This window comes from Stenotrophomonas sp. LGBM10, from assembly GCF_046736075.1.
Taxonomy (GTDB): Bacteria; Pseudomonadota; Gammaproteobacteria; order Xanthomonadales; family Xanthomonadaceae; genus Stenotrophomonas.
On sequence record NZ_CP177163.1, the window covers coordinates 3,608,534 to 3,623,458 of the forward strand.

Below are 14,925 nucleotides of genomic sequence, written 5' to 3' on the forward strand. Positions count from 1 at the left end.
CCCACCGCAATCCATCACCGGTGCAGGTCGTAGCGGTCCAGTTCCATCACGCGGACCCAGGCGGCCACGAAGTCCTGCACGAACTTCTTCTCGCCATCGGCACTGGCATAGACCTCGGCAAGGGCGCGCAGCACCGAGTTGGACCCGAACACCAGGTCGGCGCGGCTGCCGGTCCAGCGCGTGGCGCCGCTGCTTTCATAGCCATTGCCGCTGGCCTTCCACTGCGTACGCATGTCCAGCAGGTTGACGAAGAAGTCGTTGCTCAACGTGCCGGGGCGGTCGGTGAGCACGCCCTGCGTATTGCCGTCGGTGTTGGCGCCCAGCACGCGCAGGCCGCCGACCAGCACGGTCAGCTCCGGGGCGGTCAGGGTGAGCAGCTGCGCCTTGTCGATCAGCAGTACCTCGGCCGGCACGCTGTAGCGGCCCTTGAGGTAATTGCGGAAGCCGTCGGCATACGGTTCGAGCACCGCGAACGATTCAACGTCGGTCTGTTCCTGGCTGGCATCGGTACGCCCGGCATGGAAGGGCACGCTGACGTCATGACCGCCGGCCTTGGCCGCCTGTTCAATGCCCACACCGCCGGCCAGCACGATCAGGTCGGCCAACGATACCTGCCTGCCCCCGCTGCTCCCATTGAAGCCGGTCTGGATCTTCTCCAGCGCGGCCAGCACCTTGGCCAGCTGCTGCGGTTGGTTGACTGCCCAGTCCTTCTGCGGCGCCAGGCGGATGCGTGCACCGTTGGCACCGCCGCGCTTGTCCGAGCCGCGGAAGGTGGAGGCCGAGGCCCAGGCGGTGCCGACCAGCTCGGCCACGCTCAAGCCGCTGGCGGCGATCTGCTGCTTCAGCGTGGCGATGTCGGCGGCATCGATGCCCGGCTGCGTCGCTGCCGGCACCGGGTCCTGCCAGATGAATTCCTCGGCCGGCACTTCCGGGCCCAGGTAGCGCGAGCGCGGGCCCATGTCGCGATGGGTGAGCTTGAACCAGGCGCGGGCGAATGCATCGGCAAAGGCCTGCGGGTCGGCGAGGAAGCGGCGCGAGATCTTCTCGTAGGCCGGATCCACGCGCAGCGACAGGTCGGTGGTGAGCATGCTCGGGCGGTGCTTCTTCGACGGGTCGTGCGCATCGGGAATGACCGCCTCGCTGTCCTTGGCCACCCATTGGTGCGCGCCGGCCGGGCTCTTGGTCAGCTCCCACTCGTGCTTGAACAGCAGCTCGAAGAAGTCGTGGCTCCACTGCGCCGGGGTGCGCGTCCAGGTCACTTCCAGGCCACTGGTGATGGTGTCGCCGCCCTTGCCGCTGCGGAACGTGTTGTGCCAGCCCAGGCCCTGGTGTTCCAGGCCGGCGGCTTCCGGTTCCACGTCCACGTTGTCGGCCGGCCCGGCGCCGTGGGTCTTGCCGAAGCTGTGGCCACCGGCGATCAGCGCGACGGTTTCCTCGTCGTCCATCGCCATGCGGCCGAAGGTGTCGCGGATGTCGTAGGCGGCCTTGAGCGGGTCGGGGTTGCCGTCCGGGCCCTCCGGATTGACGTAGATCAGGCCCATCTGCACGGCGGCCAGCGGGTTCTCCAGCGTGCGCGAGTGGATGTCGCCATCGGCGTCGTCATCGGACACCAGCACGCCGTGGTCTTCCACCACGCCTTCGGAACCGTGCGCATACCGGACGTCGCCGCCGAGCCAGGTGGTCTCGCGGCCCCAGTACACATCCTGGTCCGGTTCCCAGGTATCCGGGCGGCCGCCGGCGAAGCCCAGCGTCTTGAAGCCCATCGATTCCAGCGCGACGTTGCCGGTGAGGATCAGCAGGTCGGCCCAGGAGATCGCCTGGCCGTACTTCTGCTTTATCGGCCAGAGCAGGCGCCGGGCCTTGTCCAGGCTGACGTTGTCCGGCCAGCTGTTGAGCGGGGCGAAGCGCTGTTGCCCGCGGCCGCCGCCGCCGCGCCCATCGCCGATGCGGTAGGTGCCGGCGCTGTGCCAGGCCATGCGGACGAACAGACCGCCGTAGTGACCGAAGTCGGCCGGCCACCAGTCCTGCGAATCGGTCATCAGCGCCGTAAGGTCGGCCTTGAGCGCGGCGTAGTCGAGCTGTGCGAACGCCTTGGCGTACTCGAAGCCGTCATCGAGCGGATGGGAGCGGTTGGAATGCTGGTTGAGCAGGTCCACGCGCAGCTGCTTGGGCCACCAGTCGCGGTTGGTGGTGGCGTCGCCGACGAGGGCGTGGTTGAAGGGGCACTTTGCTTCGCTTTTCATGGGCATCTACCTGTGTACCAGCGAATGGGAAGCCGCCGCGTCGGGGCGCGGAGGGCGATGTCGGTGGGCGCGCGTTCCCGCAGGAGCCGCGTCGCCGCCAGGCCCCGGCGGCTGCCGGGGCGTGCCGTGACGGCATGCAGACACGTTAAGCACGCGCGTTCATTCGGTAAATTCGAATGAATCAACCAAAGTGATAGCTACAGCCTATTTCTACGGCGCGGCACTCAGCGTTTGCCGCCTAGCAGCCCGCCACCGAGCTTGAGCAGGTCGCCGATGCCGAGCTGACCATCGCCATCCTGGTCCAGCACCGAGGTCAGCAGCCCGCCGCTGCTGGCGGCCTGGGCTTCCTGTCCGAGCGCCTGGCTGAGCTGGGCCGGGTTGCCGCCGTTGGCGAAGCGCTGGGCGAGGTAGGACATCACGATCGGCGCGAGAATGGCCAGCAGCTGGCTGGTCTTGCTGCTGTCCAGGCCGGTTGCCTGGCTCAGGCCCTGGGCGGCCCGGTCGCTGTTGCCACCGAACACATGGCCAAGGATGCCTGCGCCATCGGTGGCACTGCCGCCACCGCCGCCGCCGAGCACGCTGCCCAGCAGGCCACCCAGATCGAAACCGCCGCCCCCGCCGCCGGCGTGGTCGCGCTGCAGAGCCCCGAGCAGGGCTTCGGCGCCCTGCGGCTGCTGGGCGTTGCGGCCCATTGCGCCCATCAGCAGCGGCAGTGCCGCACCGATCGCGCCGCTGGCCTGGTTGGGGTCGATGCCCAGTTGCTGGGAGACCTGCTGCAGGCCTTGGCCCTGCTGCAGTTGCTGGAAGAGGGAAGCGGCGAGCGATTCGTTGTTCACGGCGGACTCCGGAGCAGGGATGGGAACCGGCCGAGCATAACGCCGCGTCCACGACGGGAATGCGAAGGCGTCACGCGGGGCAGCGCCGGCCAACGGCCGGCACTGCAGGAGGACCTCAGATCAACGTCTTCAGGCGGTACAGCGCTTCCAGTGCCTGCTTGGGGGTCAGCTCGTCCGGGTCGATGGCCGCCAGCGCATCCTGCGCGGCGGTGTTGGGCGCGGTGAACAGCCCGAACTGCTGCGGTGCATCCAGCGCCTGGGGCGCCACCGTGGCGGCCTGGCTCTCGCCGCCGCGCTGTTCCAGTTCGGCCAGGCGGCGCCGCGCCTGCGCGACGGTCGACTTCGGCAGGCCGGCCAGCGCCGCCACCTGCAGGCCGAAGCTGCGGTTTGCGGGGCCATCCTTCACAGCGTGCATGAACACCAGTGCATCGCCGTGCTCGACCGCGTCCAGGTGCACGTTGGCGATGCCACTGGCGCCGCCCTCATGCTGCTCGTCGGCCAGCGCGGTCAATTCGAAGTAGTGGGTGGCGAACAGCGTGTAGCAGCGGTTCTGGTAGGCCAGGTGGCGGGCCACGGCATCGGCCAGCGCCAGCCCGTCATAGGTCGAGGTGCCACGGCCGATCTCGTCCATCAGCACCAGCGAGTGCGCGCTGGCGTGGTGCAGGATGTAGCTGGTTTCGGCCATCTCGACCATGAAGGTCGACTGGCCACGGGCCAGGTCGTCGCCGGCGCCGATGCGGGTCAGGATGCGGTCGATCGGGCCGATCACCGCACGGCTGGCCGGCACGAAGCTGCCGATGTGGGCCAGCAGCACGATCAGCGCGTTCTGGCGCATGTAGGTGGATTTACCGCCCATGTTCGGGCCAGTGATCACCAGCATCCGGCGATCCGGGTGCAGGTCCAGGTCGTTGGGCTCGAACGGCTGCTCGCGCACCGCTTCCACCACCGGGTGGCGGCCGCGCTCGATGCGCAGGCACGGTGCGGTGTCCAGCTCGGGCCGCGACCAGTCCAGCGCCTGCGCGCGCTCGGCGAAGCCGGCCAGCACGTCCAGTTCGCTCAACGCGGCGGCACACTGCTTGAGCGGTTCCAGTTGGCCGCCCAGCGTATCGAGCAGCTGTTCGTAGAGCAGCTTCTCGCGCGACAGCGACCGCTCGCGCGCGGACAGCACCTTGTCCTCGAAGGACTTCAGTTCTTCGGTGATGTAGCGCTCGGCATTGGTCAGGGTCTGGCGGCGGGTGTAGTGCACCGGCGCCTTGTCGCTCTGGCCCTTGCTGATCTCGATGTAGTAGCCATGCACGCGGTTGTAGCCGACCTTGAGCGTGGCGATGCCGCTGCTGACGCGCTCGCGCTGCTCCAGGTCGATCAGGAACTGGTCGGCATGGGTGGACAGGCGGCGCAGTTCGTCCAGCTCGGCATCGAAGCCGTCGGCGATCACGCCGCCATCGCTGAGCTTGAGCGGCGGCGTCGGTGCGACCGCGGAGGCCAGCAGGTGCGCGCACTCGTCGTGCGAGCCCAGTGCGTCATGCAGCGCGACCAGGCGCGGCGAATCCAGTGGCGCCAGCACCGCGCGCACCTCGGGCAGCAGGCCCAGGCCATCGCGCAGCGTGGAGAAATCGCGTGGTCGCGCCGAGCGCAGCGCCACGCGCGTGAGGATGCGTTCAAGGTCGCCCAGCGCCCGGAACGCATCGCGGACATCGCCGTCGGCACCGCGATCAATCAGCGTGGCCACGGCATCGTGGCGCTGCACCAGCACCTCGCGCAGCCGCAGCGGGCGGTGCAGCCAGCGCCGCAGCAGGCGCCCGCCCATCGGCGTGACCGTCGTGTCGAGCACGCCCAGCAGCGTATGGCGGGTGTCGCCATCGACGCGCGTGTCCAGTTCCAGGTGGCGGCGCGTGGCCGCGTTCATCGCGATGGCCTCGCTCGCCGTTTCGGTGGCGATCGCGGTCAGGTGCGGCAGGCGTTGCTTCTGGGTTTCCTCGACGTAGCCCAGCAGTGCGCCGGCCGCGGCGGTGGCGCGCGGCTTGTCGTCGATGCCGAAGCCGCTCAGGTCGTGCAGCTTGAAGAAGGCCAGCAGCTGGCGGCGGCCGCTGTCGGCATCGAACAGCCACGGCGCGCGGCGGCGGATGCCGGTGCGGTGGCGCAGGAAGTCCGGCCAGTTTTCTTCGTCGGGCACCAGCAGCTCGGCCGGTTCCAGCCGGGCCAGCTCGGCTTCCAGGGCGTCGTCGGAATCGACCTCGTTGACCAGGAAGCGGCCACCGGCCAAGTCGGCCCAGGCCAGGCCGTAGCCATGCTTGCCGCGCGACAGCGCCATCAGCAGCGTGTCGCGGCGCTCGTCCAGCAGCGCCTCGTCGGTGACGGTGCCGGGGGTGACGATGCGCACCACCTTGCGCTCGACCAGACCCTTGGCCAGCGCCGGGTCGCCGATCTGCTCGCAGATCGCCACCGATTCGCCCAAGGCCACCAGCCGCGCCAGATACCCCTCGTACGCGTGCACCGGCACGCCGGCCATCGGGATCGGCGCGCCGCCGGAGCTGCCGCGCTGGGTCAGGGTGATGTCCAGCAGCCGCGCCGCCTTGCGCGCGTCGTCGTAGAACAGCTCGTAGAAGTCGCCCATGCGGAAGAACAGCAGCAGGTCCGGGTAGTCGGACTTGGCGGCGAAGAACTGCTTCATGAGCGGGGTGTGCTCGGCAGTCGCCTTGGATGACGGGGATTTCACTTTTGAATCAGTGGTTTGCAAGAGGGGTTCCTACGGGTTGTAGCGGTCGGTCCGGGTCACGAGAGGCAAGTGGCGGTGTTCATTGTTGCGCCGCGGTTGCGGCGGTCACTCAAACGGGATCAGACTGATGTTGCGACGGACATACAGCGGATCGACCATGTATACGGTTGTTGCGACGGAGGCAGATGCCCCGCGTCGCAGAGGCACTAAGTTTAAGCTGACCTACCGGCGAATCTGCGAATTGGGCGTGGCCAGAGGCCCGGTGAGGGTCCGCAAGGCCGGGCCATCATCGCCCGCGCGCGGCAGCGGAAGCAGGGGGGCCATATCCGGCGCATCCCTGTTACCGGGGCGGCACCTGCCGGTTCCACAAGCACTACTACCCCTTTGTGGGCGATCTTCAGTGGAGGACCGCCAGCGACAAGGTAGGCGAGGAGTTCTCGTGCGCCCAAGCCATCGATCAGCTGGACGAGGTGGAGTTCTGGGCCCGCAACCAGATAGGCAAGAGCCAGTTCTGGATGCCGACATCCAAGCAGCGCACCTCCCCGGATTTCGTCGCCCGACGCGAGGACGGCCCCATGTTGGTTGTTGAATGCAAAGGTGGTGACCGCTACTCCGCAGACACCCAAAAGGAGAAGCGCATGATCGGGAGCTGTGGGCCAAGAAGAGCAATGGCCGAGGCGTCTACCTCATGGCCCAGTTGAAGGATGAGAAGGGCAACAGCGTGACCGGGCAACGTCAGGCTGCCATCCAGACGAAGAGATAACCAGGCAGTCATGGAAAACAAAGATCTGAACCGTTACTTGGGCGCTGCCTACGTCCTTCTCGCGCAGGACGGGCAGGCGGAGGCGGCATCTGAGCCCCGGACCAGTACGGCTGAAAGGGTACCCTCGGCATCATGCAACTTGGAAGTGATGGTCTTTGCACTCCCATTCAGCTCAATCAGAATGGCTGCTCCGCTCGTTTCATCCAACCGATCGATCAGGTGGCGTCGTTGTTCGCTTGGGAACAAGATGTAGTCATGGCAAGGCGACCAGCGCATCACCTCAGCGTCTTCCTCAAGAGCGCCTTCCCGAAATAGCGGATGCACTACGCCCATCGAGGTTATCGAGTTGGCCTTATGTGGAGATAGCGATCAACTACATATACTGGGTGTCGGTGGCAAGCAGAGATACGACGATAATTGCGATGTGGCTTGTGGGCTTTGTTCGGTACGATGCCCCCCGCCAGATTGAAGGACCACTTTTTGGCGGTATGAGCGCCGCACTCTATGCGCCTCCACACCACGACGACGCAATTTCCTCACAACGCGGAGTGTCGACCCAAGCTTGGGGCGCCGGACCGGTCCTACTCGAGGCTAATAACTCCGGTTCCGGCTGCAGGAGGCGAAGCTGACGGGAGCCGTTGCCTCTGGTCAGGGGTAGGGAAATCCCCACCCATCAGTGGGGTAGGAAACTCAGCCCCAGCTCGCTATCTTGTGGGATATGCAAGCTCGAACCGTTTGCTCTCCGTGGAGGCAGTTATGGGACGATTGATCGTCGTAGAAGGGGACGCGACCAATAGCGGTGGGCGTGTCATCACCGGTTCTGCTTTCACTGACATCGATGGACGTGCGGTTGCACGCGTAGGAGACAAGGCCTCTTGCCCTGCGCATAAAGGCATATTCCCGATCATCAGCGGGGACATCTCACTGATCATTGATGGTCAGCCGGCGGCCCGGGATAAGGATAGGCTGGCATGTGGGTGTAGCCTCATTGCTGGGGCCCAACAGATGGTCCACATCGATGCAGGCGGCGCGCCAAGGCTCTCCTCCCCTACACAAGGTCTGGCTCTGGGCCTGGCCCAGGCATCCCCTCTTGCTGCTTCTCTGAGCGGCAAAGCGGCCGTCTGTGAAGAGTGCCTAATAGCAGCTGCCAAAAACGGAGCGGTCTTTCTGGGACGTTAAGCATGGACTATGCAATCGTGGATACCGCCGGCCGCCCGGATGCCGCGCTGGCCTTGCGCCGATACGCAGACGGGCATATGGCGCGCTCTTTGTTCGCACGTCAACCGGAAGCGGGGCATATGGGTGTCGGGCCGTGGTTGATCCGGCTGGACGACAGCCCCGCGATGCGAAGCTGGCTTGACCCAATCGACCGTCAACTTGGTGCGGTGGGGCGATTATCCAGCGACAATGATTTTGATGTGGTGTTTAGGCACTTGGAGGCGCGTTTGGATATGCGCTTGATGGACGGAAGGCTGGCGCTGTTCCGCTTCTGGGATGGACGTGCCCTGTACCGTGTTTGGAGGGTTATGACGCCGGAGCAGAGAAGAGCATTCTTGGGGCCCTTTACACGCTGGTCCGTGCGCCTGCCGAACAATACTTGGGAGCTGGATCGCTCAATACTGGAGACTGCCTGATGTTGGAGTTGGACGCCCGCCAAGAGGCGTTGCTGCGCCTTCCCGATCCCTTCGAATTTCTTCCAAAACTTGCAGCCGAGATTCGCCGGGACATGCCAGAGCGCGTGTTTGGTTTAAGCGATCATGCCCTTCTGGCTGAGACGGATCGCTGTTACTCCTACGCATCCCATGAGCTGGGTATCACCAAGGTGTCGTTGCTCGTGGCGTGGACGAAGACAGATGTGGGCAGCGGCGGGGAGCTTCATCGTAGCGCCGAGGTTGATATCGCCATGCGCCATGCCAAAGACCCAAACGTTAAGGCGGCTGACCTGCTGGGGGCCCTGGTCGCCCTGCATCGCTGGCCCAAAGGAGACGTGTAGTGGTTGCTATCCCGATTCGATGGGGCTTGGGCAAGCTGGCAGAACGCGCGGCGGCAGCTGCCGCCGCAGCGGCCGCCGCAAATGCTGCTAGGGAGGCTGTCAAAGACAAGCCGGGAACCAGAGCCCGAGAGGTAGATTGTTCAGAGACGCCGGACGCGGCGGATTGCAATAAGTGTCTCTTGGTCGAGGGCAGGGTTGGTCAACCATCCACTCCGCGTTACGTCACTAGGGGCACGCGGATCAACTACGACTACCAACTTCAAATCGCCAACATGCATGCAGCTCCGGAGAGGTTTGGCTACGTGAGGCGAGGTGACAATGCCGATGAAATCTTAAACATCGACATGGAAGAAATTAAAAGCATATTTGGCCGGGGCGGTAGATACACCACGCTTGAGTGGATATTCGCTACAAAATCCTTTGATGGCTTCTGGCGAAGTCGATGCACCGTAGTAGAAGCCAAGGCCAATTTCGGGCACTTTTTCGACGAGGACGGCGACTATGCCAAGCCCTTCACGGGGGCAGTCGTCAATAGTTGGGGTGCCACATTCGCCAATCAGGAAATCACCATTGCACCGACGAAACCTCAAGGAAAGCTGGAATGGCATTTCATGAGTCCTGCGGCGCACGCTGCTGCCTTGGTTGATGCAGGGCTGCCCGCGACGAATGTGTTCTTTACTCCCTTCGTACTGGGCAGCTTTCCATGAATGTGAACTTGGCAATACGTGTTGATCCGTTGGTCCTGATGCCTCATGCATTTCTCGACACATCAAAAGCATGGCTCAGTCAATTGGGTGAAGCTCACCATGATTTCGCAGAATGGTGGGCGGTGCCCCGTGGTCCGAGAGACGCCTTCGTCCCGTTCAGTGCTCGCGAACAGATGCTTGCTCGACTTCAGGCCGATCACAATCAGTTGAGCGGAGAACTTCCCGGAGGCCTCAGAGACGGTGCAGTAGACAGCGTCGTGCTGACGAACGCCGGGAACGAAAAGGACTGGGCTCGAAGGGGAAAAGTCGCGCTGTTTCTCAATTTTGCCAAGGGGCAGATTCGACTGCGGATAGGCAAGGTTGAGAAGGTCTACGACCATCCGGGGCAGGTGCTCTGGAGTCTGTTGGCTACTGTGACAAAAGGCAGCCGTGTACGCTTTGCGCAAACCAACGTGCAACAGAAGGTCGGGGACGAGCTGCTTCTTTACAGCATTCATCGTGCCCCGTTCCTTCACCGGGAATACCTGGGCTGGATGGGCTACGTGGATCAATCAGTTACCGCTGCACAGGTTCCCGAGGCCGCGAGGTTGGAACGCCAGGGCAACGGCACACTCATTCTCGCGACAGACTTCCTCGATCTAGGCAACCCCGCCGCTATCAAGCAGGCCAACAAGGTGGAAATGAGCCTGGTAGATTTGGACCTGCTGCCTGTGATTGACCCTTCGTTGCGGTAGGTCAGGCGCAACCCGCGCCTATAGCGTACGGCGCGTCTGCGAGATGGCCGATACGGTCGCACGTTCACTGCAAATTCGGATCAATCAGATGTTGACGATGCAGGCAGTGATCGCCGGTAAGAACAAGGTTTCTCTGCCGGCCATCAACGACGCTTGGCGTTCCGGGCGTCGATAACCGGAACGCCGGGCGCACGTCAAAGCCATCTGCCGCCAATTGGGCCACAGCGGCTTCACTGCTTTCTGCAACGATGACGAGACCGTTTTCCAGGGCCGTTGCTGCTTGGGTTGAAAGAAGAGATAAGCCGAGCCGTGAGGTTTTGGTTGTGCCCAGCCCATAGAAGCTGGCGCTGAGTGAGCGGGGGCGTTTGAAGGTTGAGAAGCATCCCGGCAATGCCGGCAGACGTGGCGTCGTTCTGTCCGCTGATCTTGTTCAGCTTCCTGCAAACGAAGCCCGCAGTCGTGGCCGTTCAGGAGGGTGCCAGGGGGCGTCTTTAACGGCGCGCGGAGGTGCCCGAAATTCTGCTTGACAGCTATCGGGCCAGGCTCCATCTTGCGCCGTCCGTTCAAGCGATTCCGGGTGTTTCGCGCGCCGTGGGGCCGGTTGGAGCGGGGGGAGATTCAGGGACGAAATCCGGGGAAGCGCATGGCTGAATCAAGGCCGACTCTTGCTGTAGTCGATGCGCCGCCCGAAGCGGCCGCAGCCGATGTTTCCAATGACCTTGGTTTGTCCGGCCTGGTGCTGCTCGCGCAGTTCCACGGCGTGGCGGCCGACGCGCGTCAGTTGGCCCACCAGTTCGGCCGCGTGGGCGAGCCGTTCGATGAGACCACGCTGCTGCTGGCGGCCAAACAGCTGGGCCTGAAGGCCAAGATGGCGTCCATCGCTGCCGATCGCATCGAGAAGGTGGCGCTGCCGGCCCTGGCCTGGCAACCGGACGGCGAGCACTTCATCGTTGCCCGGGTGAATGGCACCCAGCTGCTGGTGCACGACCTGCGGCAGAAGCGGCAACAGGTGATGAGTGCCGAACAGTTCGCCGAACGCTATGCCGGCCGCCTGCTGCTGGTCGCGTCGCGCGCGTCGGTGCTGGGCGATCTGGCCAAGTTCGACTTCCGCTGGTTCGTGCCGGCGGTGGTCAAGTACCGGCGGATCCTCGGCGAGGTGTTCATCGTCTCCCTGTTCATCCAGCTGTTCGCGCTGATCACGCCGCTGTTCTTCCAGGTGGTGATGGACAAAGTGCTGGTCCACCACGGCATGACCACGCTGGAAGTGGTGGCGGTGGGCCTGGTGGCGATCGCCGCGTTCGACGTGCTGCTCAACGGGTTGCGCACCTACGTGTTCGCGCATACCACCAGCAAGATCGACGTGGAACTGGGGGCACGGCTGTTCCGCCACATCCTCAATCTGCCGCTGGCCTACTTTGAATCGCGCCGGGTCGGGCAGACCATCGCCCGCGTGCGCGAGCTGGAGAACATCCGCAACTTCCTGACCGGGCCGGCGCTGACCTCGGTGCTGGACCTGCTGTTCACCGTGGTGTTCCTGGCGGTGATGTTCTATTACAGCGTCTGGCTGACCCTGATCGTGGTGATCTCGCTGCCGATCTACGCGATCTGGTCGGCGGCGATCACCCCGGTGCTGCGCCGGCGCCTGGACGAGAAATTCGCACGCGGCGCGGAGAACCAGTCGTTCCTGATCGAAACCATCAACGGCATCGGTACGGTCAAGGCCACGGCGGTGGACCCGCGCATGGCCCGCACCTGGGACACGCAGCTGGCCGGCTACGTCGGTGCGGGGTTCCGGGTGACGCGCCTGGCCAACATCGGCCAGCAGGGCATCCAGCTGGTGCAGAAGCTGGTGGGCGTGGCGATCCTGTTCTTCGGCGCCAAGCTGGTCATCGACGGCAAGCTGTCGGTGGGCCAGTTGATCGCCTTCAACATGCTGTCCGGCCAGGTGTCCGCACCGATCCTGCGCCTGACCCAGCTCTGGCAGGACTTCCAGCAGGTGGGCATCTCGGTCGAGCGCCTCGGCGACATCCTCAACACGCGCACCGAGATCCCGGGCAGCCGCATGGCGCTGCCGCCGATCAAGGGCCAGGTGACCTTCGAGAACGTCGGCTTCCGCTATCGCCCGGATGCGGCCGAAGTGCTGGCCGGCATCGACCTGGACATCGCCCCGGGCGAAGTGATCGGCATTGTCGGTCGTTCCGGCTCGGGCAAAAGTACGCTGACCAAGCTGGTGCAGCGCCTGTACGTGCCCGAGCGCGGCCGCGTGCTGATCGACGGCAACGACCTCGGCGTGGCCGACCCGGCCTGGCTGCGCCGGCAGCTGGGCGTGGTGCTGCAGGAGAACTTCCTGTTCAACCGCAGCATCCGCGAGAACATCGCACTGGCCGACCCGGGCATGCCGCTGGATCGGGTGATCCGCGCTGCCACGCTGGCCGGTGCCCACGACTTCATCCTGCAGTTGCCCGAAGGCTACGACACGCTGGTGGGCGACAACGGCACCGGTCTGTCCGGCGGCCAGCGCCAGCGCATCGCCATCGCGCGGGCGCTGGTCACCAACCCGCGCATCCTGATCTTCGACGAGGCAACCAGTGCGCTGGACTACGAGTCCGAGCACGCGGTGATGCAGAACATGCGCGCCATCTGCCAGGGCCGCACCGTCCTCATCATCGCCCACCGCCTGTCCACCGTGCGCCACGCCAACCGCATCGTGGTGGTGGAGAAGGGACGGATCGTCGAGTCCGGCCGCCATGAGGATCTGGTCGACCGGCCCGGTGGCCAGTACGCGCACCTCTACAAGCTGCAGCAGGGGACGGCATGAAACACATTTTCGGCGCCGCCGGGGAGTTCCTCCGGCGCTATCGCCATGCCTTCGGCGCGGCCTGGAAGGTCCGCCGGCAGCTGGACCCGCCGCAGCGCAGCGAGGACGAACTGGCCTTCCTGCCCGCGCAGCTGGAACTGGTGGAGCGCCCCAGTTCGCCGGCCGCGCACTGGACCATGCGGATCATCATCGGCTTCTTCTGCGTCGCGTTGGTGTGGGCGACCGTGGGCAAGCTGGACATCGTGGCCGTGGCGCCCGGCAAGACCGTGGTCGGCAGCCGCACCAAGGTGATCCAGCCGGCGGAGACGGCGGTGGTCCGGCGCATCCTGGTGCGCGACGGGCAGGTGGTGAAGCAGGGCGACCTGCTGGTCGAACTGGACGCCACCGCCACCGGGGCCGACTACCGGCAGGCCGACGAGGCGCTGGTCAACGCGCGGCTGGCCGAGCTTCGTCATGAAGCGATGGCCGACGGCCTGGACAGCGGGCGCCTGCCGCCCGCGCCTGCAGCCGAGCAGGGGCTGCCCGACGACGAGCTGCAGGCGACCTGGCAACTGGTCGCCAGCGACTTCGCCTCGTTCCAGGCGCAGCAGCAGCGCCTGCAGACCACGGTGGCCCAGCAACGCGCGCAACTGCAGACGGTGCGCACCCAGATTGCGCCGCTGGAGCAGAGCCTGGCGATTGCCCGGGAGCGGGTGGCCGACCTGGAGCAGCTGCTGGAAGGCAACTTTGTGAGCCGCCACGAGTACCTGGCGCGCAAGCAGGAAATGGTGGAGATGCAACGCGCGCTGGTGGCGCAGCAGGCGCAGCTGATCGAGTCGCAGACGGCCATCGCCGGTGCGCAGGAAGAACTCCGGGTGATGCAGGCTGACATCCGCCAGAAGACGTACGACGGGCTGCGCCAGGCGCGCGAGCAGATCGGCCAGTACACGCCGCAGCGCGACAAGACCCGGCAGCGCGACCGGCAGATGCTGCTGCGCGCGCCGGTGGACGGCACCGTGCAGCAGCTGGTGGTGCACACCGTGGGCGGCGTGGTCACGCCCGCGCAGGCCCTGATGGCCATCGTGCCCAGCGAAGAACATCTTGAGGTCGAGGCGACGGTGCTGAACAAGGACATCGGCTTCGTGCGCCCGGGCCAACGCGCCACGGTGAAGATCGAGAGCTTCCCGTACACCCGCTATGGCTACCTGGAAGGCATCGTCGAGACGGTGTCCCATGATGCCGCGCAGGACGAGAAGATGGGCCTGGTGTTTCCGGCGCGGGTGAAGCTGCGCGACGCCAGCCTGATGATCGACGGGGTCAAGGTGGCGCTGACGCCCGGCATGAGCCTGAGCGTGGAGATCAAGACCGGCAAGCGCCGGGTGATCGACTACCTGCTCAGCCCCTTGCGACAGCACGGCAACGAAGCGCTGCGGGAACGATGAGGCCGATGCCCGATGCGCGCTCGACGCACTCTCACTGCCGTGCTGCTGTGGCTGCCGCTACTGGCCGCGTGTTCGCGCGCGCCGCAGGCGCCCGACCGCCAGGCATCCGCTGACCGCGCGCGTTTCGAGCAGGGCGTGCTCGTGTTCTGCGGCCAGGCGTTCCGCCTGGGCGACGGCGAGCGCTGGCCCGGCGACGCGCAGGTCTCGCCGATCTTCAGCATTGGCCAGACCACGCTGACCCTCGAGGCGGCCGGCGCCAACGCCGCGCTGCACACCGATCTAGGCCGGGCATTGCCGCGGACGCCGGGTGCCGCACCGCTGTCGGGCCAGGTCGCCATCGTGCTGAACTGCGATGCCCCCGCCAACCGCGCGCTGGCCGATCCGGCGCGGGAGCAGTGGGACGCGCGGATTCCCCATCCCGACCTGGACCTGCTGCAACTGCGGGGCGGCAGCCGTGCCGGCCCGACCGGGCAGCAGGTGTACGTGCCGTTGCGCACGCCGTGGCGGATGCCCGACGGCGCGCCGTACGTCCTGACCTGTTTCGCCGATGCGCAGGACCGGCCGGTCCGGTGCGGCGCACGGTTCAAGCGGGCACGCGTTTCCGTCTCCTACACCTATCCGGCGGCGTCCAACCTCGGCCGCTGGAAAGACATCGATCTGCTGGTCCGCGACATCCTCGACATCAAGGAGTGAT

At 65.5% G+C, this 14,925-nt stretch carries 12 protein-coding genes; 8 read left to right on the forward strand and 4 right to left on the reverse strand.

Features of this window, described 5'->3' with window-relative positions; translation table 11 throughout:
• Nucleotides 1-14: 14 nt before the first annotated feature.
• The 3 genes from katG to mutS all read right to left on the reverse strand — a co-directional run bounded on the left by katG (nt 15) and on the right by mutS (nt 5,750).
• On the reverse strand, nt 15-2,243 hold the full coding sequence (gene katG / locus ACLB90_RS15785; RefSeq protein ID WP_411850350.1) for a catalase/peroxidase HPI: 2,229 nt from the start codon (nt 2,241-2,243) through the stop codon (nt 15-17).
• Between the two features lie 224 nt (nt 2,244-2,467).
• Nucleotides 2,468-3,079, reverse strand: a complete 612-nt coding sequence (locus ACLB90_RS15790) for a DUF937 domain-containing protein (protein WP_411850351.1) — start codon at nt 3,077-3,079, stop codon at nt 2,468-2,470.
• 115 nt (nt 3,080-3,194) lie between these two features.
• Nucleotides 3,195-5,750: a DNA mismatch repair protein MutS gene (mutS, locus tag ACLB90_RS15795; protein ID WP_411850352.1), complete on the reverse strand. Its 2,556-nt coding sequence runs from the start codon at nt 5,748-5,750 to the stop codon at nt 3,195-3,197.
• A gap of 1,564 nt (nt 5,751-7,314) precedes the next feature.
• Between mutS and ACLB90_RS15800 the strand changes: the two genes are divergently transcribed.
• The 5 genes from ACLB90_RS15800 to ACLB90_RS15820 are packed head-to-tail and all read left to right on the forward strand — an operon-like array spanning nt 7,315 to nt 9,992.
• Nucleotides 7,315-7,737 carry a PAAR domain-containing protein gene (locus ACLB90_RS15800; RefSeq protein WP_411850353.1) on the forward strand — a complete coding sequence of 141 codons (423 nt, stop codon included), beginning with the start codon at nt 7,315-7,317 and terminating at the stop codon, nt 7,735-7,737.
• Between the two features lie 2 nt (nt 7,738-7,739).
• A complete protein-coding gene (locus ACLB90_RS15805; RefSeq protein ID WP_411850354.1) occupies nt 7,740-8,192 on the forward strand; it encodes a DUF4123 domain-containing protein in 453 nt (150 codons plus the stop codon).
• Nucleotides 8,192-8,551, forward strand: coding sequence for a hypothetical protein (locus ACLB90_RS15810; RefSeq protein ID WP_411850355.1), 360 nt, complete (start codon nt 8,192-8,194; stop codon nt 8,549-8,551). Before ACLB90_RS15805 ends, ACLB90_RS15810 begins: the two co-directional genes overlap by 1 nt.
• Nucleotides 8,551-9,258 (forward strand): Tox-REase-5 domain-containing protein, encoded by a 708-nt coding sequence (locus ACLB90_RS15815; RefSeq protein ID WP_411850356.1) that lies wholly within the window; start codon nt 8,551-8,553, stop codon nt 9,256-9,258. Before ACLB90_RS15810 ends, ACLB90_RS15815 begins: the two co-directional genes overlap by 1 nt.
• A complete protein-coding gene (locus ACLB90_RS15820; protein ID WP_411850357.1) occupies nt 9,255-9,992 on the forward strand; it encodes a hypothetical protein in 738 nt (245 codons plus the stop codon). Before ACLB90_RS15815 ends, ACLB90_RS15820 begins: the two co-directional genes overlap by 4 nt.
• 64 nt (nt 9,993-10,056) lie before the next feature.
• Here the strand turns inward: ACLB90_RS15820 and ACLB90_RS15825 are convergent, their stop codons facing one another.
• Nucleotides 10,057-10,383, reverse strand: coding sequence for a hypothetical protein (locus ACLB90_RS15825; protein ID WP_411850358.1), 327 nt, complete (start codon nt 10,381-10,383; stop codon nt 10,057-10,059).
• A 252-nt stretch (nt 10,384-10,635) separates the two neighbouring features.
• Here ACLB90_RS15825 and ACLB90_RS15830 point away from each other — a divergent pair, with 252 nt between their 5' ends.
• Genes ACLB90_RS15830 through ACLB90_RS15840 form a run of 3 tightly spaced genes read left to right on the forward strand, consistent with a single transcriptional unit; the run spans nt 10,636 to nt 14,924 of the window.
• On the forward strand, nt 10,636-12,810 hold the full coding sequence (locus tag ACLB90_RS15830; RefSeq protein ID WP_411850359.1) for a type I secretion system permease/ATPase: 2,175 nt from the start codon (nt 10,636-10,638) through the stop codon (nt 12,808-12,810).
• Nucleotides 12,807-14,231, forward strand: coding sequence for an HlyD family type I secretion periplasmic adaptor subunit (locus ACLB90_RS15835; protein WP_411850360.1), 1,425 nt, complete (start codon nt 12,807-12,809; stop codon nt 14,229-14,231). The genes ACLB90_RS15830 and ACLB90_RS15835 overlap by 4 nt, the downstream gene beginning before the upstream one ends.
• 12 nt (nt 14,232-14,243) lie before the next feature.
• Nucleotides 14,244-14,924: a hypothetical protein gene (locus ACLB90_RS15840; protein WP_411850361.1), complete on the forward strand. Its 681-nt coding sequence runs from the start codon at nt 14,244-14,246 to the stop codon at nt 14,922-14,924.
• The last annotated feature ends 1 nt before the right edge of the window (nt 14,925 follow it).